The sequence below is a fragment of the Chryseobacterium sp. Leaf201 genome (assembly GCF_001421435.1).
GTDB lineage: Bacteria > Bacteroidota > Bacteroidia > Flavobacteriales > Weeksellaceae > Chryseobacterium.
In genome coordinates, this window is sequence record NZ_LMKA01000056.1 from 1 (window position 1) to 21,020 (window position 21,020).

Annotated in this window: 12 protein-coding genes; 5 read left to right on the forward strand and 7 right to left on the reverse strand. The window is 38.2% G+C overall.

Annotated features, from left to right (window positions below):
- Positions 1-389: 389 nt before the first annotated feature.
- Complete coding sequence (locus ASE55_RS05490) at positions 390-938, forward strand: hypothetical protein (RefSeq protein WP_056216430.1); 549 nt, start codon at positions 390-392, stop codon at positions 936-938.
- Between the two features lie 627 nt (positions 939-1,565).
- On the opposite strand, the gene ASE55_RS05495 is transcribed toward ASE55_RS05490, so the two are convergent.
- The 7 genes from ASE55_RS05495 to ASE55_RS05525 form a co-directional block, all read right to left on the reverse strand.
- Positions 1,566-2,780, reverse strand: coding sequence for an alpha/beta hydrolase-fold protein (locus ASE55_RS05495; RefSeq protein ID WP_082474354.1), 1,215 nt, complete (start codon positions 2,778-2,780; stop codon positions 1,566-1,568).
- Between the two features lie 239 nt (positions 2,781-3,019).
- The gene (locus ASE55_RS05500; RefSeq protein WP_056216435.1) at positions 3,020-4,849 is read right to left on the reverse strand and encodes a T9SS type A sorting domain-containing protein; all 1,830 of its coding nucleotides are present in this window, start codon (positions 4,847-4,849) and stop codon (positions 3,020-3,022) included.
- 336 nt (positions 4,850-5,185) lie between these two features.
- Positions 5,186-6,001, reverse strand: coding sequence for a GLPGLI family protein (locus ASE55_RS05505; protein WP_056216436.1), 816 nt, complete (start codon positions 5,999-6,001; stop codon positions 5,186-5,188).
- 265 nt (positions 6,002-6,266) lie between these two features.
- Positions 6,267-7,307: a YhcG family protein gene (locus ASE55_RS05510; protein WP_056216438.1), complete on the reverse strand. Its 1,041-nt coding sequence runs from the start codon at positions 7,305-7,307 to the stop codon at positions 6,267-6,269.
- Positions 7,308-8,043: 736 nt separating this feature from the next.
- Positions 8,044-8,574: a hypothetical protein gene (locus ASE55_RS05515; RefSeq protein WP_056216440.1), complete on the reverse strand. Its 531-nt coding sequence runs from the start codon at positions 8,572-8,574 to the stop codon at positions 8,044-8,046.
- 4 nt (positions 8,575-8,578) lie between these two features.
- Positions 8,579-15,223 (reverse strand): RHS repeat-associated core domain-containing protein, encoded by a 6,645-nt coding sequence (locus ASE55_RS05520; protein ID WP_056216441.1) that lies wholly within the window; start codon positions 15,221-15,223, stop codon positions 8,579-8,581.
- A 6-nt stretch (positions 15,224-15,229) separates the two neighbouring features.
- Positions 15,230-15,697 carry a hypothetical protein gene (locus tag ASE55_RS05525; protein WP_056216443.1) on the reverse strand — a complete coding sequence of 156 codons (468 nt, stop codon included), beginning with the start codon at positions 15,695-15,697 and terminating at the stop codon, positions 15,230-15,232.
- A 569-nt stretch (positions 15,698-16,266) separates the two neighbouring features.
- Between ASE55_RS05525 and ASE55_RS05530 the strand changes: the two genes are divergently transcribed.
- The 4 genes from ASE55_RS05530 to ASE55_RS19835 all read left to right on the forward strand — a co-directional run bounded on the left by ASE55_RS05530 (position 16,267) and on the right by ASE55_RS19835 (position 21,018).
- Entirely contained in the window at positions 16,267-17,097 is an 831-nt protein-coding gene (locus tag ASE55_RS05530; protein WP_056216445.1) for an MBL fold metallo-hydrolase, read from the forward strand.
- A 309-nt stretch (positions 17,098-17,406) separates the two neighbouring features.
- Entirely contained in the window at positions 17,407-17,907 is a 501-nt protein-coding gene (locus tag ASE55_RS05535; RefSeq protein ID WP_056216448.1) for a hypothetical protein, read from the forward strand.
- Between the two features lie 1,379 nt (positions 17,908-19,286).
- On the forward strand, positions 19,287-20,330 hold the full coding sequence (locus tag ASE55_RS05545; RefSeq protein WP_056216452.1) for a LysM peptidoglycan-binding domain-containing protein: 1,044 nt from the start codon (positions 19,287-19,289) through the stop codon (positions 20,328-20,330).
- Positions 20,314-21,018, forward strand: coding sequence for a DUF4280 domain-containing protein (locus tag ASE55_RS19835; protein WP_082474355.1), 705 nt, complete (start codon positions 20,314-20,316; stop codon positions 21,016-21,018). The genes ASE55_RS05545 and ASE55_RS19835 overlap by 17 nt, the downstream gene beginning before the upstream one ends.
- Positions 21,019-21,020 lie beyond the last annotated feature (2 nt).

Sequence of the window (21,020 nt, forward strand, 5' to 3'; positions counted from 1 at the left end):
AATCTAAAATTAATAATTTAATTGTTATTATTATCGTCTCTTTGAGAAGTGACCTTCAAAAACAGTCTGAAGTTAAATGTAAATTTTTCTGTTCCTGATTTCAAGTTTATTTTGCTTTTCGAGCTTTTTAACGGTTCTTGTTACTGTTTCTACCCCTCAATCCTGTCATTCAAGCCAGCTGCTGCCTGGTGAGCAGAACTTCAAAAGAAAATCGGATCTTAATGTATCTTCTTTTTAAGAGAGTTGAACCAGTTGCTTTTAATTCTTCTATAGTAATTGTCTGCTTTAGTATTTTAGTCTCAATTTAATTTTTAAACAGGTTCTAAATAAATTTGGATATATTACTATCATTTTTGTATAATTGCATCGAACTAAAAATTATTATAACTATGAAAAAACTACTTTTCGCTTCAATATGTGCTTTAACTATTTATTCTTGTGATAGAGATAATTCTGAAATCCAAGTTCAAAATGAGACAAAACTTAATAATAAATCTATTTCTGATAAAGGAGGTGAAGCATCTAAAACTTGGGAAAAAGTTATCACACGTTATTACAGTAATACATTGATGAAGCATTACTTTGGCTCACCTAATCACTTACCGCCTGGATTTCCGTCACTTGGATGGAGAGATGAAGGAACTGCTTTTATTTTGGCAGGAGAGTCTGGATTAGGTCATATAGATCCTCTTTATAGCATGACTCATCCAGGAAATGGAGATAATATTATAATTTTTGCTCATGATATTCCTGCGGTTGTGGCACAGGGCTATCAGCAAACGGAATTAATAGGATATGCTTATGGTTCCGATGCTACACCAGTTTATAGGTATTATAGACCTTCTAAACATGGACATTTGTATACAACTAATTGGAATGAATTAGGGGCAGGTGGCAACGGATGGGTATACGAAGGTATATTTTTCTATGCTAAATAAACTTAATTCATCATTCGTGTTAACCTCTCGCCTCTGAGAGGTTTTTTTATTTTTCACCGTGTGGGTGCTTATCTCAACTGCTTTATCACACATAAACTATTAATTTTATGTAAAAAAATTATTTTATTATTACCGGAATTGTAGATGTATATAACGACCCTGTTTACGAATCCTGAAACGACCTGATATTTGTACTGATAAAAGTTTTTTCAATTCTTGTTATTCACATAATTCACGATCTTATGTCAGTTTTAAGTATGGGGTTTTATCTATAAAAAATTATGTTTAATTTCTGAAATACCGATACAATAAAGAATCGTTTTTTGAGACTAATTTATAGTACATATCGTCCATCAAAAATTTAAATCGATTTCTCCCACTGACCTATAACGATTAAAATTTAATTGCTCTTCTACATGCAGATCCCCGGCAAACGGGAGGTTGCTTGCTTCTTCTTTAATTCAAGTAATCTTTATACAGTTCCTTTGAAAGTTCGTAAGCTGTATTATTGTAGATAATAATTCTTATTGATTCTTCAGCCATCGTTTTTTGAACTCCAGGTAAATTTTATCAAAAAAAATATGCTTTGATACAATTTAATTATGCTTGTGACTAAAAACATCTACTCTACTCTTTAGATTGTAATTTCTGCAATTTCCTGAGGGTATCCGGATTGTCTTGGATCTCAAGAGCTTTCGATAATGTTAAGGCGGCATTTTTCCTGTCTCCAACAGCAAGATAATAGTCGCCCATACTGTCATAAGCATTGAAACTTTGGGGATAATTATCGAGATTCATCCTGAAGATGTCATATGCTTGCTTATAACGCTTTTCACTCAAATGAATATATCCTGCCGTATTCAAAAAACTTTCTTCAGGCTTCAGCTCATAACCTAGAAGTTTCGATACATCCTGGTAATGCAGCCTGATATATTCACCTGTTAACGTTGGATCATCCATATCTTTCTCAAGATCATAACCTTTAAACAAAAATCTCAATGCATCATATGCAGAAATGAATGGAACGGATGCGTGATTATCTTCCGCATAATACTTCCATTTCCATTTCAACAGACTCGTCTTATCTTGTTGCAGTATGTTGCGGAACAATAAATTATCTTTGACATGGACGTTGGCATTGGCATTATCCTTCATCACTCTTATGGTATCCATTTTCTTATCCATTGTATTGGCAGATGCATAAAAAAGATTTTTATCTGCATAAGCATCTTTTGTCAAAGCACCTTCTGCCTGCTTCATAATCAATCTGTTGTCCCACCAAACCGTTGGATCTATAGTAACATAGGATTTGAATAAAGAAGGGTGATTAACAAATGCATTCAGCACCGCAAGCCCTCCCAAAGAATGCCCCACAAACATACGGTAAGGTGCCGTTGGATATTTTCCCTCTATAAAGGGAATGAGCTCATTCTGGACAAAAGACAGAAATTTTTCTCCTCCACCGGTATTGCCAAGAGCTTGCTCATCCTTTGTGCCGTCAGACCAATAAACATAATGGGTCGGGGTAAAATCTCTTTTCCTGTCAACATTTTTTATTCCCACGATGATCATCTCCGGTATTTTTCCAATACTGCTTAAGTATTGCATCATTCCGGTGAATGAATTAAAGAAGGACTCTCCATCCAGGAGATACATGACCGGATAATGGACAGTACCATTTTTCCCTCCATTGCTTTTAGGAATATGGATCAGTATTTCACGATCCTCATTCAATAGCCTGGAATGTACTATTTCCGAAGATCCAGTTGTTAACTGATTTTGTTGTGAGTAGAAATGTGATGAAGAGAGGATAAAAATAACGGACCAGAAAAATGATTTCATAGATTAAACAACAAATTTAAAATAAGTAGATAAAGTGAATAATCAATTATATGTACTCACAATATCGGGCAAATATATCTAAAATTATAACGATTCAATAATATTTTATAAACAGTTATTTATAATGCTTTGAATAAATTAACCATAAATCGTAAAAGTCATTGGACCAAAAAAAATCGTTTTGTGAGATTATTCTACAGGCTGAATATTTTAACAGGTTGTGAGCCATATGCTCTTCACTATTTAACAGTCATCTTGAAAACCTTTATCTTCTCCCTATTTTCAGATCTTACTTCTAACAGATAATTGCCGATGGTGAGCCTGCCCTGTAAATTAAAGTGATTGGTTTTCTTCTTCTCAAAAGGTGCCTGATAAACTAATTTTCCGGACATATCGAATACGGAAAGACTCGTCTTTTGCTTTTCCAGAATACTTCCAGAAACAGCAAAATTACCGTTGTTAGGGTTATCATACAGTTGCAGGTCTGTGTTTTTAATTGTGTCATCAGAGGTTGACAATTCACGATTGGAGCTGAATTTAGCAATAAAACCGAAAGGTGAGTCCGGATAAGGAGTAGTCATATTCGGGTAGGCAGCGCCATTGGTCCCTATTCCTGTAGGCGATCCTGTAAGGCCCCACAAAATAAGTGCGCCATTGCTTAAGAATTTTGCATTGATATATTCTCCAAAATAATTACTGCCGGCTCCGCCATAATAAGAGGACCACTGCCTGTTTCCGTTGTCATCGAATTCTGCAAAGTACATATTGGTAAGATTGGGAGAAGTATTGGGAACCGTGGTAAGAAAAGCTCCCGAAGTGGAAACATTGCTGCCGGCACCATAATGAGATCCTGTAATCACAACTTTATTATCAAGAACCGTTAAGTTGTCAGATCCGTTAATCAGATCATACCCATTACTGCCGAAGTACGTGCTCCAGATACGGTTTCCGTTTAAATCAAACTTGCTTAAAAATAAATCTCCGTTTATCATCTGCCCTTTAAATGCACCCGCCGTTGCAAAATAGGTAGGGTGATCGTCATCTTCGTTTTGTCCGCTGACATAGATGCCTGTAGCATTGACTTCAATGGCACTGATACCTGATCCGCTATACATCATCGAACTAAGCGGAGTTCCGTAAAAAGTTCCCCAGACTTTTTTACCGGTATTCGCATTCCATTTCATGATGATATTCTGCGCCGGCGAATTGGGCTGAAATGTACCCGGATTGGTAAAGCTTCCCGGCATTAAAGAAGAATAATGAGAAGCAAGATACAATTCGCCGTTATAAAATTTAAAATCAAAAATTTCCGGGATCGAAAATGTACCCCATAATTTCTGTCCTGAAGAATTTAATTTAACGACATATGAATTATCCTGCTGAATTCCCGAAATTAAGTAGTTCGTATAATTTTCCTGAAAAACACCGGGTGTTCCTAATCCCGGAATATCATTCTGTGTATTACCTAGAAGATAGATATTCTGATCTGAATCAAATCTCAAACTTAAATAGGCATTATGATCATTATTTGGAAGATAAGTAACCCAAATCACATTATTATTGGGATCCCGCTTTGTAAGAATCCGGGTCAGGTTACCTGTTGTATCCGTGTTTTGGGTAAGCCATACGCCGGGGGTAGCTAAACCTGAAACCTGTCCCGATATATGTTTTAAAGTATATACATTATCCAGTGCATCAATTCCTACAATCCGTTCAAAATTATTTACAAGGCCATTATAGTCTCCCTTAAGCATCTGACCGGTAGGTGAAAACTTGGCCGAATAATAATTTGATGGTCCTGTAAGCATTACAGGATTGCCCCCGCCTGAAACAAACTGATTAAAATATGATGCACTGTAGCCGCTTTCAAACGTTGTCTCACCTGCGACATGGATATTATTCTGGGAATCTTTAAATAAAGAGGTCCCGATTAAAGAAAATTCTCCCAGGTACGTACCGGAGCCTCCTACATAGGTCCCCCAGTCCCTTTCATAAGGAAAAGCAGATTGTGCCTGACTATAATTACCAAAACAGATCGCTGATAACAATACTAAGAGTTTTAATTTCATGATATTAATTTTTTCAAATATACTTAAAATTAACTTTTGAAACCTGAAAGAAACCGTAGAAAACCTAAGATATTATTATATTTCAGCGCTGTTTATTTGCTAAATTATAATCAGATTCACCGGATATAACCATTATCATCTGTATTTTCCCAATCGGCGTGTACTACAATATTTCGTAACCTTCCACTCTCTCGGAGATCGGCTATTAATTTAGGTAACTTTCAATTTTAACATCACAACCAAAATGGAAAGCGATCACGTAATTTTATTATACCATTTAAAACAAAAGCCGTTCAGAAATGTCTGAAGGTTTTTGTAATTTGATTAAGTTAACTTTTATTTCAACAAATTCAGCTCAATCAAATTGTTGTCTTGAGCCAGTTTTGCCATAATCTTCTGATTGATTTCCCTGATAACTTCTGCTGATGTACGCATTGTTCCGTCAGCATCTGGCTGGTCGGGAATCTGTCCTACCAAATCGGCAGTTGGATTGGCGCGGTAATTTCTAAATTTCTTAACGAACTGATTGTAATTTAATTCAATAATTTTGTATTGGCCAAGGTCGGGATAAACAAATTCTTCCTGATTAGGCCGGATGCCTTTCAGTTCCCAACTATGACTTTTCGTCGCATCTTCAATTTTCAAAATCAGACCAGGCAAACCTTTGAATTTATAAGGACCGTCCTGAATAGGAATATTTTTGGTGAACCATGCCGTCCATATTCTGCCCCCAAATTCGGTCGTTGCTTTCTGAACGTCGTAATTCAGGATTTTGGAAAATTCGTTGGTGAGTTGCCACCTCAATTCTACATCTTGCTTCACTTTATATTTGTCCCAAACGAGAAAAGTAGTATGCGTAAGTTGATTGGAATTGGGGTATTTAGTAACCCATTCATTGACCGATTTAACGTTAGCTGGCATTGAATTGATCCCTTTTTTAAAATCTGCCGCCTGAGCAGAATCCGAAGCGTACCGTACGGCACTGTAATATTCAGACCTGCCTTTCAACACATTAAGAATCATTATTTCTGATTTGACGTCTGCTTTGTTCGTAGAGTCAGGAATGAATTTATATTCGTAAAGAAATTGTTTGTTTTGCCCAAAAGTCAGGAATGAAATCAGGAACAAAAGTAAAGTCTGGGTAAGCTTCATTGTTATTAGGTTTGGAACGTAAATATAGAATTTAATTTCTAAAGTTTTTCCTCGAAAAATTTAATAGCTTCCACAATGCTTCCGTCTAAGAGCAAGTCATCCAAATTATCGTTTTTTGAGATTTTCTGATTGATTTTAGTGCTAAGTCTGAATAATACTCCAGACATTCAGCATGTAGTCTTAATAAATTAATTATACCTATTCTAATTTTTGAGATTCTTATATTATTCTGAAATTGATCTTTGCTGGTTTAGGGTCGAGATATTTACTGGTCTGCGCTGTAATCTCCGTTTAATCTATCGATGTTTTCTTTTACCAGCTGCTCCAATTGGTAGGTAGCAACTCCTAAAGGTTTATCCAGTCCCCGCATTGCATATTCCACTTTCACATTACTTTTTGAGGCACAAAGCAATAAGCCAACTGTTGGCTCATCGAATGGTGTTTTGATTTTATCATCAACTGCACTAATGTAGAAATTTAGTTTGGAAACATATTCCGGCATGAACTCTCCTGCTTTGAGTTCTATTACGACATATGCATGCAAAACGGTATGATAAAAAAGCAAATCAATTTTGTAATCGGTGTTATCAACTTCAATCACATATTGTCTTCCTACAAAAGCAAATCCTTTACCTAGCTCTAAAAGAAAATCGGTTATTTTATTTGTCAGAAGCTTTTCTATTTCCTGCTCTTTTACCTTGTTTGCGAGCATCAGAAAATCAAAATGATATGGATCTTTGAAAATACTCTTTGCTAAATCTGATTGATATTCGGGTAATGTCTGTTCAAAATTATTCAAAGCCTTTCCGCTTCTTGTATATAAATTGCTTTGAATCTGTAAAAGCATTACGTCCCTGCTCCAATCGTTCTTGGCTGTTTCTGCAATGTAAAATGCTCGTTCTGTAACGTCCTTTATCTTTGTAAGAAGACTAATGTGATGGTACCAGGTAATTTGTGCAAGCGGCACTTGCACAAATTGTGTTTCAGATTGTGCAAGCGGCACTTGCACTATTGGAAACTGAGGATATGCTTCGGCAAAGCTTCTCATATATTTAAGGTTACGCACCGAAAACCCTTTGCTATCAGGAAAATTACGTGTTAAATCTACAGCTAAAAGATCTATAACTTTACTGCCCCAACCGTTTTCCTGTTGTTTTTCGATGATTGAATTTCCGATCTCCCAATATAAAGTAAGCATTTCGGAATTAACCTTTAAAGCAGCTTGCGTCTGAGCGACCTCTATCTTATTGAAAATAAATTTTGACCAATCTTTGTAGTCATTATTTTGTATAATTTTGTCACTCATCTAAAAGCATGTTTGTTATTCACAAATATAACAAAAAGGTTCTGCGATGTTATTGTAGAACCTTGGTTTATTATAATCATAAATAGCAAAATATACACTGCGACCTAATCTTCAACAACATTTCTTAAAAAATTAAGATCGTAATTAAAAACTTAACATCTATAAATTTATTTTCTTTCTTCATAAACTTATTATATAATTTTCCAAACATTCAGTATTTATTTGGGCTACTGGATCTGCAACTAGTGGCCATGATCTGACTAGGTATAGCTGTATCTGAAGTAAAGTTCCGGCAATGGATTATGATGTACAGCAAAAACAAAAAAGACTATCTTTTCAGATAGCCTTAATTTTTCAAAAATACAGGGGTTTTAAAAAGCTAGTTGGCTATTAAATTTATTATTTTTTGCAAATAAAACTTTAGCTGCAGATCTTGACATAATCTTTTGAGCTTTTTTATCTTGATTAAATTTTACCCTGAATGGTAGGTACCAATAATATTTCCAATAATGTCCTGTAATTGCTATTCCAGGGTATCCTTCAAATGTATATATGTAAACCAGATATTTCGTATTATTTCTATTGTTAAACAGAAAAATAAAGTAGGAAGAATCCTACTTTATTTATTAATAGATTACCTTTATAATACTAAATATAGTTTAAAATCAAAATATTTTCTAATCTTTATTAAATTAAGCATCTCGGAATATAAAGTGTCCAGTTAACAATAAAGACTTTAAGGCTTCAAAGGAATTCTGACAACTATACTATCTTCTAAGACTTTATAGCCTTTAGACTCCAATTCCTTAATGTAATCATCACAGCCTAAAATTGTCGCATTGTATCTGTCATGAAAAGATTTGATAATTTCTTCATATTGATTTGGCTTCGTATATCGATAAACAGCTCTGTTATTTTTGTTGAAGATTATTGAATGATGTATTGTCTGAAATGGATATAAAATAATCAGATCTTCACGACAAGATCTATCATTTCTAGCATAATATCCACTTTTAAAATACAAATATGGCTCTAATGCTTTCCCATTTTCCAACACATAGGATTCACCATAAAATCCATGAGGGTCAATAATAAAGGTATTATCAGTATTATTTTTTAATATTTCCTCTATAACCTGATCTGTTGCCTGGGTATCAATCTGTTTTAATGGAAATATAATATCAATATCTTTTCCGGTATTTATTTTAATTTGATTTGAACAAAAAATAAACAGAAAACAAAAATGCAATAAAATAATTTTCTTCATAATTTTAACGTTTAGACATTCTTAAATAATATTCAGTTACATTTTTCCAATGTTTATAGCCTTCTTGCTCCATCGTGCCTGTCCAACTAGCAGCTTCCATATATGCAGATAATTCATCTAATTGGTTATTAATATAATTATTTCCCTGATAAATACCCATTTTAAAATTAGAAAAATGTTTTCTTTCATGTATGACAACTGAGGCGGCCCAAAAATTATCATTTATTCCATCTATTAGACGTGGTGATAATATTATCTTACCATTAACAGGATTTGTAACCCCCCAAGCTTGGTCTTGTAAATTTCCATTAATCGATAATTCTAAATACTTCGTGGTAGGATTAACAGTATAATTTAGATATCCTTTATTGAAATCCGCAACAGTTACAGCATCGCCAACTTTTATCCAATCTCCAAATGAAGAAAATAAAGATATTATCTTATTCATGCTTATCAAAGTGGCAGGATCATAAGGCATTATGCCGTTTGCGACCAAAAACCCAGCCAGTATATTTTTGCCAATTTTTGTAGACGTTCCTGTATTATATGTTTGATTTAATCTGCCTCTGGCATAATCAATTCCGTCAGTAGAAGTTACAGTATTATTGAATACATCCGCAGTATAAGATATACCACTAACCGCTCCACTGAGGAAATTAGAACCATTAAACGCTGAATTTAATCCGCCTGAAACTGCACTGGACAGTATATTCTTAATCGCTCCCGGGTTACTCGTTATATTTCCTAAAGCTCCGGAAATACTGGCTCCGCCAATAGCTCCGCCTAAAACTGCGCTCCAGCTGTTCCCCCAGTCCCATTTGCCAGGATTCCAGTTCCCATTATTGGCCTGTACTCCGTTAAGATATCCCCCAACCAAAGCACCGACTACCATCCACCAGAATTCTCCATTAGGGTCACTGTACATCATCGGGTTATTCATCACATACCCGTATTTGTTATAATTCTGGGTATTGGTAGGATCCTGTATATTTTCATCCGCATTCAGAAACCTTCTGAGCAGCGGATCATACAATCTTCCGTTCATATGGATGATACCTACCTGTGTAAAATGCTCATGGCTGGTATATCCCCGATCAATAAGCGTTCCGGTTACAGCTATGATAGCCTTATCGGTAATTACTAGGCTGTTTCCTATTTTCAGGTGTGTAAAGTTCCCCCATGCATCATAATGCCTTCCTTCCAGCTTATTTCCTGCTTCATCCGTAATGGCCAGTATGCTTCCCAGGTAATCTTTATGCAGATATTTGTAAGATCCCGTAGCCTCGCCATAGTCTTTCAAATATACAATATTGGATTCATAAGGCGTACCTACAATATATAAAATATGCTTTTCCTGATTCGTGGCTCTATTCCTTACTATTTCAAAACTGTTATCCTCATTATAGAATTTTGTTACCGTATCTTCCCAAACCGGTGCATTCGGATCCCAAATACCGGTTGAGCTCATGGTTGAAAACTCACTGCTGCCACCGCCTCCACCTGCGGTTTCCTTTAATTTGGTGATATCCACCCGCTGCCTCATGCTTCCAAGGCCATAATCAAAATGAACACGGTTTTTCTCACCACTGATTAGTACCGGGTCATTGTTCTCATTATAGGTAACAGTCTGGATCAGATCATCATTATAATTCTGAACTCCGGCAGCACTTAAGGTCATCCCCGTAGGCTGGTAGATCTTAGCCGTGTTTTCAAACTTTATTGTACCGACCTGGTCATTCTGGATGATCCTGCCTTTTATATCATAAACGTTACGGGAAGCTGGCTCAAGTCCTATTACAGGACCTGTTACAGGATCCGTCCAGTTGATAAGGCGGTTATTGTTGTCATAGAAAAACTTTTCCTCAATACTGAAATCACCTTCCGTCTTCCTGTTTTTCAGCTCATTTCTTAATGCGTCAAAGGTATAGGTCAGCTTCATGATATTCGGCTTTACAGCAGACGAATGGTTTACAGCTTTTAGAAAGCCATTGTTATCATAACTGTTGGTGATATCCGCAGCACCAAGCTTAGCCCTTAACACCATCCCTTTCGCATCAGTTTCTTTCAGTTCCCACAGGATCTTCCCGGAAACCTTATCTTTTATCTGGTACAGCTCGCCATTCCATGGGCTATATATATTCTCTACTGCAGCCTTGGTTGTAATTCCTGAAGAGTTCAGTTCTTTTTCATAAGATGCCACTCTTCCCTTATTATCATAAATGATCGCCTTTTCAGCGTATGTTTTGCCATTACTGTTTTCTGTAGAAGATAATAACCTGCCATAGGTATCATAGGCATAGCTAAAGCTGAATGTCTGGCCCGATATGGTACCGGATTTCGATGCTAGGAGCTTCTTATTATTGTACGTGAAGGAAATCGTTTTATTGGTAGCCTGCCCGCCATCAACTGTAGAGATTTCACGCTGTGAGACAAGCTGGCCTATTTCATTGTAGGTATACTCCTTAGTTCCTTTCGGACTGATGGTTTTCTTTGCCCTGCCAAACCCGTCATATTCATATTGATATGTTCCATTGGACGGATCCGTGAACTCGGATTTCCTTCCCCAGGAATCATACTTCGTAGTAACTGTATTTTCCGCATAGGTAGCCTGAATCTGCTGGCCGGCAGCGTTGTAAGAAAACTGAACCGATCCTCCCGGGTCGGTTGTGGAAACCATGTTTCCCAGTGCATCTGCTGTTTTGGTAGTTATCCTTTCATAACCGGTAGTTTCCCTGGTTGTTGTAATAAATCCTGCAACACCGGTCTCCGTCTCTTTTCCGGTAAAAGCTAATGCTTTTATCTTAGCGGGATATACAGAATCATCATAGGCAATCGTATTCCATTTAGTTGCACTCTGCCCTTCAAAGTAAGGTTCGGATTCTTTGATTTTTCTTCCTAAAATATCATACTGCGTTTCTATGCATATAAACTGTCCTTGGCCAAATGCCTTGGTCGAAACTTTGTATTTCTGCCCCAGTTTATTCGTATAGGTCTTTACCACATTGCCATCGGGTTGATTCTCTGTCACCAACGCATTATAGTTGGTATCTCTGTCATAGGTATATGTCGTGGTACCTTCCAGGTTGGATTCTGAAGATATCAGCTTGCCCCAGGCATCATAAATGTTGGTAACTGTCACACCTAACGGATTGCTCTGTGTCAGGATTTGTCCGGAATCGGAATACTGAATCTGGGTCTCCAGTCCTGCATTATCCTTTTTAGTAATAATAAATCTTCCTTTAGGATCGTACAGGGATTCTGTGGTTTCAGTATTTGAATCAATACTGTTGGCTGTCACTTTTTTGACTGCATTACCAAAATCACCATATGTAAAGGTATCTAAAATATAACCTGTATTATCCTGATTCCATCTTTTCACTGTTTTGATACAGTTATTTTCATAAGTAAATTCTTCCTTCTCCGATTTGGAATCCCCATAAGCCTGGGTTACTTTAGTAGTAGATTTTAACCTGCCAATATAGTAATCTGCTCCCGCTCCGGATGGATTATGGTCATAAATATAATTTGATGTTGTCACTGCATAGGAGGTATTGATCTTGGCAATGGTCTGGGCAGGCAGGTAATAGTCGCCGTAAGTAAATGTGCTCTCCGCCACAGAGCCCGTCAAGAAATCCTTTGCCTTTGTGGTTTCCGGTAAAATAACGGTAACCACTTTCGGCTTATCGGTATCCGCTATTGGACCGGTTATCTCCTGATCCGATAATAATTTTTTAATGCTGTATGCAGTCGATTTGAAGCTCAACAGCTCATTATTACCAATCGAAAGGTCTGCCGGGAATATTTTAGATTCATTATTAGTTCTGATGGACCATTCTTTTACGGGAACTCCTTCATTTACCGGATCGATCTCTACCCCGGACCATATCTTAGTATTCTCAAGCCCGTCTGCATACCAGGATGAGCGGGCCTGCTGACGGAATCCGATCATGCCTTTCCCGAGTATATGAGATGTCAATCCCCTGTACCTGAAATCCTGTATTAATTTTTTGCCGGACATTGTACTTTGCTGCAGTTGGGCAACAACATACATTCCCGTTGACTGGCTGATCTCAACATAGGGATAATTTTCTGTTTTAATGGCATCATAAAACCCTGGATTCGTAGTCTTATCCAATCGTTGATAAGTAATTTCAGTAGTTTTCCCGCCTTCAGATATACGTGTAATACGGCCGACCCTTGAAATGTCTCTATACTGACTTAGACGTATATGCTGGGCATCCCCGAAGAGATGATTAAAAGAAACGATTGAACTCACCATCAGTGCCATGACACCTTTATACTGATATGCAGATGTTAGCATTAAATCATCCGGTTTTACAGCTAATTCCGCACTGATCGTATTTTCGTTAACGGTCACATCCGGTAAATAACCTCCAAATTCCGTAAGGCGGTAAAGCCCTGATGTTGTAGAAAAAACATCGGTATTGATAAAGAATTTTTTTGCATATTTTACCGCATTCTCACTTGATTCTTCCATCTTCATTATATAATCTTTCTGCACTTCTACTGCAACGAGTTCAGCTTTTCCATCATTATTATAGTCGAAGGCTACAAAACGTCTGGGATTATAAATTGTAATGTTTCGGCCGTCACCCGAATGATTTATTGACCGATTAGGATAAGGGGCAACAAATTTTTTAGTATCAAAAGTAAAGCCTGTGCCTGTAGAAGTATAAACAGTCCACATATCGGAAGTACTCGATACCGGCATCATAATATCACTTAATCCGTCTCCGTTGAAATCCCCACTGTAGCTGTTGTTCCAGTCTCCGTTCAAAGCAGTGTTTGCAAAGCCGAAAAACGATGTTAAAGGTTCATATTTACCCTGCGTAGTTTTCTGTACGGTTATAAGTAAAGGACGTTTATTTTCATCGATCCTGAGGAAATCAGATAACCCGTCACCATTGAAATCCCCGTTTCTGTAAGAAGCGTAATTATTGTCATTAAATTCAAAAGGATAGAACCAGCTGTTGTTCTGCAGATTCTCATCAAGGTCGATCGCGATAAATTTCTTAAAATCATTGCACTGTGTTCCGGGAGTGATATTTTCTGACTGGGTAGTCGGATTACCGGGACCACCGGATCCTTGGGTACAGTACCTGAAGTTAAGCCGCAGGAGCAGCTCATTCAACCCGTCACCATTGAAATCATGAGTTTCCAGCCCTAAAATCGTAAATGTTTTATTACCAAAAGGTTCGAAATCCTCAAATTCATCGGTAGCTTCACCTTGATTATATTTTTCGATATCCGGGATGGTCTTTACATAATCTAAAGTCAGGCTGTTGCCGGTTGAAATACTGTAAAACGAAAGCTGCAGGTCCTTCTTGGAGGTGGATGTATTGTTGATTTTCTTGAATCCGACAATGCCCTGCCGGTTGTAGATCAGGTTGGCCTTTTTAAAGTTAACCGGAATGAAATCCTTTAGTTCCTGCAATGTACTGTTTATAAATGTGGGCTTATTACCCAACTTGGTAAAATAGTCAGGCCTGTAAAAATTCGTATACAGATACAACCCTGGCGTTGGTACATTGGGCATTGTGACAGAATGGTACCGCAATAGGTCAAGATTGCCGTCTCCGTCAAAATCTCCTACGACATCGGTATCTTTATTTGGTTTTAGTGTCGCGCTTTTATTACCTCCGATATCATAGATATTAGGAAGCTCACTATTATATCCGGAAATATCAAATGCAAATTCAATAGGATTAGACTCCTGGTTTTGGCTGTTCAGAACGGATATTTTCTCAAGGTGCTTGTATAAACTTTGAGAGCCATCCTCTACATGGGAGAGCACATATTTTTTATACTGGGCTCCATTTGAAGAGACCAATATCTTATTTAAGTATCTTGTCTGTGTCAAAGACGAACCGTTTATATACGCTTCTTCAGGAATTTGCCTCTCACTATATATAAATTCAATCTTATTGAAATGGGACTTGTTCAGTATTTCATTTCCTCCCCACTCTATTTTGCTGATTATAGACGTGTTAAATAAAAAACTATATGTATAAGAAATATAATTACCGTTTTGATCCTTTAATTTGACAAGATTATAGTCAATAGATGTCTTGGCTGCATTGTAACCCGGTGCAGTTGCGCCATACCATGCCTGGGAGCCATCAGGATAGCTCACTTCCCAGTATTCAGGGCCTGATGCGCCGGATATTCCCGCAGCCGGGCCAACCGATTTTATTTTTGTATTGGAATAGTTTTCCGTGGCGTATGTTGCCCCGTCCTTTCCATATTCTCCGCTCTTTAGGACAAGTCGTTGTCCGTTAAAGCTATAATAGTCTGAATAATCAAGCTGAGCACTTTTTTTAATGCCATCTTTGTCCAGAGTTCTCCCTACCCTGGATATGGAACTCATGCCGGATAAGTTCCAATTCAAACCGGCCAACCCATTTTGTCCTCCGCTGGTATAAATAAGGCTGATATTGGGTGTAAGATCCTTTACTCCCGGTGGCGTATCGATATTCAGGGTATACTGCAGCTGCCCTGCTTTGGTGATTTCAATATTACCTTTTGCATCATGGAACTTTGGTGGCGTGGATGTCTGTGAGAATGAAGCAATGAAAAGATGCAGAAAGAAAAAAGAGTAGACCTGAATTTTCCTGTTAATGATTTTCATACGGTTTTACCTTTTGGTTATGTTTTTACTGAAAATACGGCCGTCTTTAAGGGTAAAGCGGATTACATAAACACCCCAGGCATAGCCGGTCATATTGATCTGTAGTTTCCTGTTCAGGCCGGGGATATTCTGCTGCTGGAATTTCCAGTGGACCGTACTGTGCTGGTACAGGGCGACTGATTCAATAAGGCTGTCTGCCTCTTCGGTCCAGTCGATCGTTAAGAAATCATTTACAGGGACAGGATACAGGCGGAGCTGCTTCCAGAATGTTTTTTCATCCATGGTCTGTATGTGCTGCGGAGTTGCAGTTTTGTTGTTATCCTTTGAAGCCGTTTGTGATGATGGCCTGGCCGATACATCGGGACCACGATAGCGCTGATTGCCGGCTTCGTCATACTTGAAGTAGACCTCGGTTTGGGAAAAACCGAAAAACCCGATCATTAATGATGCAAGGGTAAATGTCCTTTTTTTCATGAATACTATTTTAAGTTTAAATTGATATTAGTTTTTAAATTTTTTATCCTATTATAATACCTTACGGTACTTTCACAGGAAAGAAGATTATTAATGAATAGTATCAACTACTCAATTTTCAAACCTGTTTAGGCTTAATGCTTTAAAATTACAAATTTATATAAGATAGAAACAATCATGTGTAAATTAATACGACCAATTACATTAATTTTATTGTTTTATTATCTTAATACAAATATATTCCGGCAGTGCGACAAAACTTGTCGCATTAAATTTATTTTATATGTAAAAGTTCTTCCCAATACATGATTTGAAAAAATCCCGATATATCACCGTTTATCAATACAAAAATCTCTGCAAATATTATATATTTTTTACAACTTTATGCTAAAATAAACACATTGAAAAGGCTGCGTTCAGGTATGGTTTTTGTTTGTAAAATATGTATAGTCATTCAGTTACTTATCTGAATTGTGGTATAAGCACTTCTTTTTGTGTATACAGCACCCCTGAATGCATACTACCTTTATTAAGAGATAAAATGATACAAACCATAAAAAATATTTAATATGAAGCAGAGTGATGACAACAGAATAATTCCGATGACGTCGTTTTCCAGCGGAAACGGTAAATCGGTAACAGATGATGTATATTATTATACCAATCAGATCGTGAATGTGGTAATGCTGGGGAAACCCGGTGAAGATTGGTTTTTAATAGACTGCGGAATGCCGGGATGCGGGGAGGAGATTATCGCCGCTGCTGAAGATCGGTATGGCAAAGACAGGCCGCCGGTAGCAATATTCCTGAGCCATGGCCATTTTGACCATGTCGGTGGAATTGTAACAATTTTGGAAAAATGGGATGTACCTGTATATGCCCATCCTCTGGAAATTCCTTTCATTACCGGGAAACAGGAATATCCTGAACCTGACACTTCTGTTGAAGGCGGCTTACTGGCCAAGCTGTCTTTCATTTATCCGCACAAACCCATAGATATTTCCGGACGTGTATCTGATTATCCTGAGCATGGTGAATTACCGGGCCTCAGCGAATGGCACTGGATCCATGCGCCCGGCCATTCTCCCGGCCAGGTGGTCTTCTTTCGTGAGAAAGACCATATCCTGATCTCAGCCGATGCTTTTATAACGGTAAAACAGGATTCATTCTACAAAGTACTGGTTCAGAAACGTGAAGTACAGGGCCCTCCCCGATACTTAACTACAGACTGGGCGGCAGCCAGGGATACCGTAGCCAGGCTAAGAAATTTATCCCCATCCATTGTGATTTCAGGACACGGGCAATATATGGAAGGTGAGGAACTGAGACTTGGCCTAAATAAGCTTGCTGATGATTTCGACACACTGGCCGTACCTTCATACGGACGGTTTGTAAAGTAGGAACAGATTCCGGCAATATATACTATTGATTTGTAAAACCTTATGGAAATTTTAAATGTATTATGACATTCTTGAATATCTGTTTTTACTCATATTCCGGCAATAATAGCAATAACTAACCTTTCAAAAAGTCGATCTCCAAATACCTATTTATTCAATACTCAATGGTGTTTTCCTCATACATTATTAGACGGAAGCAGAAGTTATCCGATAGACAAAAATAGGATCAGAAAATAGAGGTTAAAGAAAATGTGAATAGAAATAAAATTAGTCATTCCGGAGTACCCTTTCTAAAAATCCCACAATGTCTTGGTTGACGGAGAGTTGCATAAATTATTTAACGAAAGAGAGAGTAACGAAATCTCAAAGCAAATTGCTGAAGTTGGGCGCAGGACGGAAGTGTCAGGAAGTAAAATGCATACAGCCCTGGCTGCAAGCGCTTCGAAGATTTCAACAATGACTGAAACTTTATTGCAACAGACCGCATGGGTTTTGTCCGTTACCGGGATGATCCTGATAAGCCAACAGATCATCTTTTCGGTCTGCGGGGCCACTGTTGTACTCTTCAGCGGCTGGACAGATTCGGTCACCCATCTCGACTTCACTGGCCGGAGCAGCGGCTTCCCAGCAGCCAAGCGGCGCTTGGGCATGCTCCGGATGAAATCCTGTCCGCACTGTTTGGCGCCCGCTGTCATTCCTGCTTTTTCTGAGGATCTGCCTAGGATGCCTGTTGTGATATTTGCCATGGGGTTGCTTTTTGGGGTTAACGGAACGAAGGTATATCTGGATTTTCAATTTTCAATGGCCTGAATAAATTCTGGCGGCTTGTGTCCGGTTTTGGCAGGTTTTGGCAGCCTATGACCGGTACCCTCCGGTATTTCTTCGGGTCTTGTTCGAGTCTTCTTCGGGTCCGCTTCGGAAAAACGGGTCTTTTTCCGAAGAACTCTCGAACAAGGGTCGAAGAAGACCCGGAAAATCGGGCATTTCCGGCAGGTTATTCCTGCCGTAAAGCATTAACTTTTATATTTAAGGAATTGTTAATTTTCAGCATGTTTATTTAAAAATTTCGTAAACAGAGAATTCCCTGTTTTCTAATAAGATTCGGCAGCAACTCTTGCTTTGTAAATGCTTATTTTATTTGTTCTTTTGCCTTGATGCAAAAAAACCAAAAGATCAGGACTTCAAACTTTTACGCTACAAATTGAGCCTGCGCTGAAAAGTTTAAAATTGACTCCCATTGGTCGTCTGACCACTCCGTCAGGTTTGCGCGGATTGGTTATTGGTTTTTTAATTCAATATTGCAGCCGCGCTTCGGACATAAAACTTTTGGCTCATTAGTGCTTAGTTTTTTATTGGTTTCGCCGAACCATAAAAGGTTTCTCTGTGGCCCCTCTCTTCAATTTGCTTAATGCTAAAAGTTTAAGGTCAACGGTGTTTCAGTAACTAAAGTCAATAATTTATAATAGCATTTTTCATAATTTTTGGGGATTTTAATTAAACTTTTTTTAAACCATGTGCTTTCCCGGGTCGCCAAACTTCAGGGAATAGGCGTTTTATTTTTTTTCCTTTCTAAGATCAGCCACGCCGCATCCAGCATTTTGATGAGATAGAGATACGGGCCGACAATATCACGCTTCGGTACATTGTTGAACGTCCCAAGCGAGAAATACACCACGTCCGACAGGAACTCTTCAAATTCCTCCAGGTGGTATTCCTAAAAGCTTTGCGGAAAACCCGCACCGGGTATCGGTATTCTTCCTCTGACAGCGAGCCGTGCATCAACGGGCTGCCAGGTTCTGGAAGCTGATGGGCCGCCCACTTCCCGGGTTTTTTCTTTAGGTACCACCCTGCCCGGATCAGCGACCGGTGGAAGTGAAAGACCACCGAAGATTCTTCAGGAATCCGGGTTTTCCCCTGTACTGCGTACTGCATGATCCGGTTAAACCGTTCTTTTGCCGTCACCGGGTCATAGACCTGGAAACATCTCCAGCAGCGAAAGTGACGAATGCTTCTTCCGGCCGGACAAAACCGGGATTCAAAGTTTTTTTTATTGTTCCGATATTTATCCGCAAATGCCTTGTAGAATCACTAAACTTTTTTTCAAAATATTGATTACTCTTTGAATCTCCTGCCATTTTATTTACTAAATTTATAAAGCTGAAATATCTCTTGCTACAAAAAACACAATTATGGACCAAAATATTCTGCTATATGAAGTACAGCCCGGAGATACCCTTGGGAAAATCGGAAAAGCCATCGGGATAACCGGTGACCAGCTTAAAGATTTCCACAACAGCCATTGTGGTAAAATGGATAAGGTATGGTTTGATAATCTGTTTGGCATAAAGCAGATCATTATTCCTAAAGACTATAAAAGTCCGCAGCAGTTAAAAACAGAAAGAGAGAAAGAGCTTCCTCCACCCCACCTTACTGAGGATTTTTATGCAGATTGTTATTCTGTGACAGAAACTTTTTTGAGTTTCTCAGGGAATGCCATTGAAATTGAATATAAAGTGGACATCAATTTTAAAAGAAAGCAGGAAACAGATACCGCAGTTTATACAGCAGATGTACGATGCCATGACTTCAGAAAAAATGAAAACCATCCCGACGATAAGATCAGCGAAATAGCTTTGGCCTGTATGGAAAGCATTTATCCTATCACTTTCACTATTCCTTTTCAGGGAAAAATCTCCGGGATTTTTGAATTTGAAAAACTGAAACAAAAGTTTGAGAAAAAAAGACCCGATCTGGAAAGCTTTTTTACTGGTGAGATTTACAAGGCCTATCTTGACAAATTTGCCTCAAATTTGGAAAATTCGGGATATATTTTGAAGCAGTTTTCCTCTACCCTGCTCTATCAGCTGATTTTTCCGAAGATGGAATGGTTTCATAAAACCGGTAACTGGCCGGAAGATTTCTGTTTTATTCAGAATTCTTTTTTGCTGAAGTGCAGAATGAATGCAGAATACAGTCATACAGAACCCGAAACAGCAGAAACTCTGCTAAAAGGTTATATTGAAGAACCCTCCAGTATCCAGGAAGTATTGCGCGGGGTACCATTTACCGAAAAATCTCAAGAACAGGCAGACGGCACAATAGAATTCCGTTACCGCACCGATAAGAAAACAAAAAAAATGCTTCAGGCAGAGGCTTCCGTTATTTTAAATAATGAGGGTGAGCTTTACCGAAAACAAACATTAAAACTGATTTACGATGAAAGAAGATCCTGACAAAAATAAGGTATCCGGAAAAGACCATGCTTTTTTTCAACCCGGTTTTTCAACATTTCTAAATGATAATGATCTTGTTGACGGTGATGTGAATGGTTTTGATGAAGAGGTAAATGAAGAACCGGATGCCGCAGATGAAGAAAACACGGAACCGACTGAGGAAAACAGTGACAAAAAAGAAGAAGGCAAAAAGGAGGAAAGCAGCTCCAGCGAACACGACGGGAAATATTTTGTGGTACAGAAAGGAATGGCATGCTGTGACAAAGGCACAAAGTTCCCAAACTTTAAAGTCACCAGTCAACAAAAACACTATTGGAATGATGAGAAAGGCGAAGCTGATTATCTTGCGGTAACAGAAGACGATCTTACCTTTAATCCTACTGCTATGCCTTTTGGAACCTGCAGTGTGAAAAATGGTAATCCCTGCGCTTATTCACCTGCCGGAAAATGGACAAAAACTTATGAAAAAGTAAAAGTGATGGGCAAAAGTGCTGTGACAGAACGCTCTGAACTGATGTGTGCAACGGGTGGAAAAATTACAGTGATGAAGCACGGACAGCAGAGTGAAGCCGGAAAAAGCAATGTGAACAACGCAGATTCCCGGGAACAGCAGACGTATAATCCTGTGATGGATTTTGAAGAATTCAAGGAAGAAATCAATGAGTCGGATCAATTGTATTACGAATAAAT

Bases quoted from the DNA above. Each gene is read 5' to 3' on its own strand.
- ASE55_RS05490 (WP_056216430.1), top strand. From the start codon at position 390: ATGAAAAAACTACTTTTCGCTTCAATATGTGCTTTAACTATTTATTCT.
- ASE55_RS05495 (WP_082474354.1), bottom strand. From the start codon at position 2,780: ATGAAATCATTTTTCTGGTCCGTTATTTTTATCCTCTCTTCATCACAT.
- ASE55_RS05500 (WP_056216435.1), bottom strand. From the start codon at position 4,849: ATGAAATTAAAACTCTTAGTATTGTTATCAGCGATCTGTTTTGGTAAT.
- ASE55_RS05505 (WP_056216436.1), bottom strand. From the start codon at position 6,001: ATGAAGCTTACCCAGACTTTACTTTTGTTCCTGATTTCATTCCTGACT.
- ASE55_RS05510 (WP_056216438.1), bottom strand. From the start codon at position 7,307: ATGAGTGACAAAATTATACAAAATAATGACTACAAAGATTGGTCAAAA.
- ASE55_RS05515 (WP_056216440.1), bottom strand. From the start codon at position 8,574: ATGAAGAAAATTATTTTATTGCATTTTTGTTTTCTGTTTATTTTTTGT.
- ASE55_RS05520 (WP_056216441.1), bottom strand. From the start codon at position 15,223: ATGAAAATCATTAACAGGAAAATTCAGGTCTACTCTTTTTTCTTTCTG.
- ASE55_RS05525 (WP_056216443.1), bottom strand. From the start codon at position 15,697: ATGAAAAAAAGGACATTTACCCTTGCATCATTAATGATCGGGTTTTTC.
- ASE55_RS05530 (WP_056216445.1), top strand. From the start codon at position 16,267: ATGAAGCAGAGTGATGACAACAGAATAATTCCGATGACGTCGTTTTCC.
- ASE55_RS05545 (WP_056216452.1), top strand. From the start codon at position 19,287: ATGGACCAAAATATTCTGCTATATGAAGTACAGCCCGGAGATACCCTT.
- ASE55_RS19835 (WP_082474355.1), top strand. From the start codon at position 20,314: ATGAAAGAAGATCCTGACAAAAATAAGGTATCCGGAAAAGACCATGCT.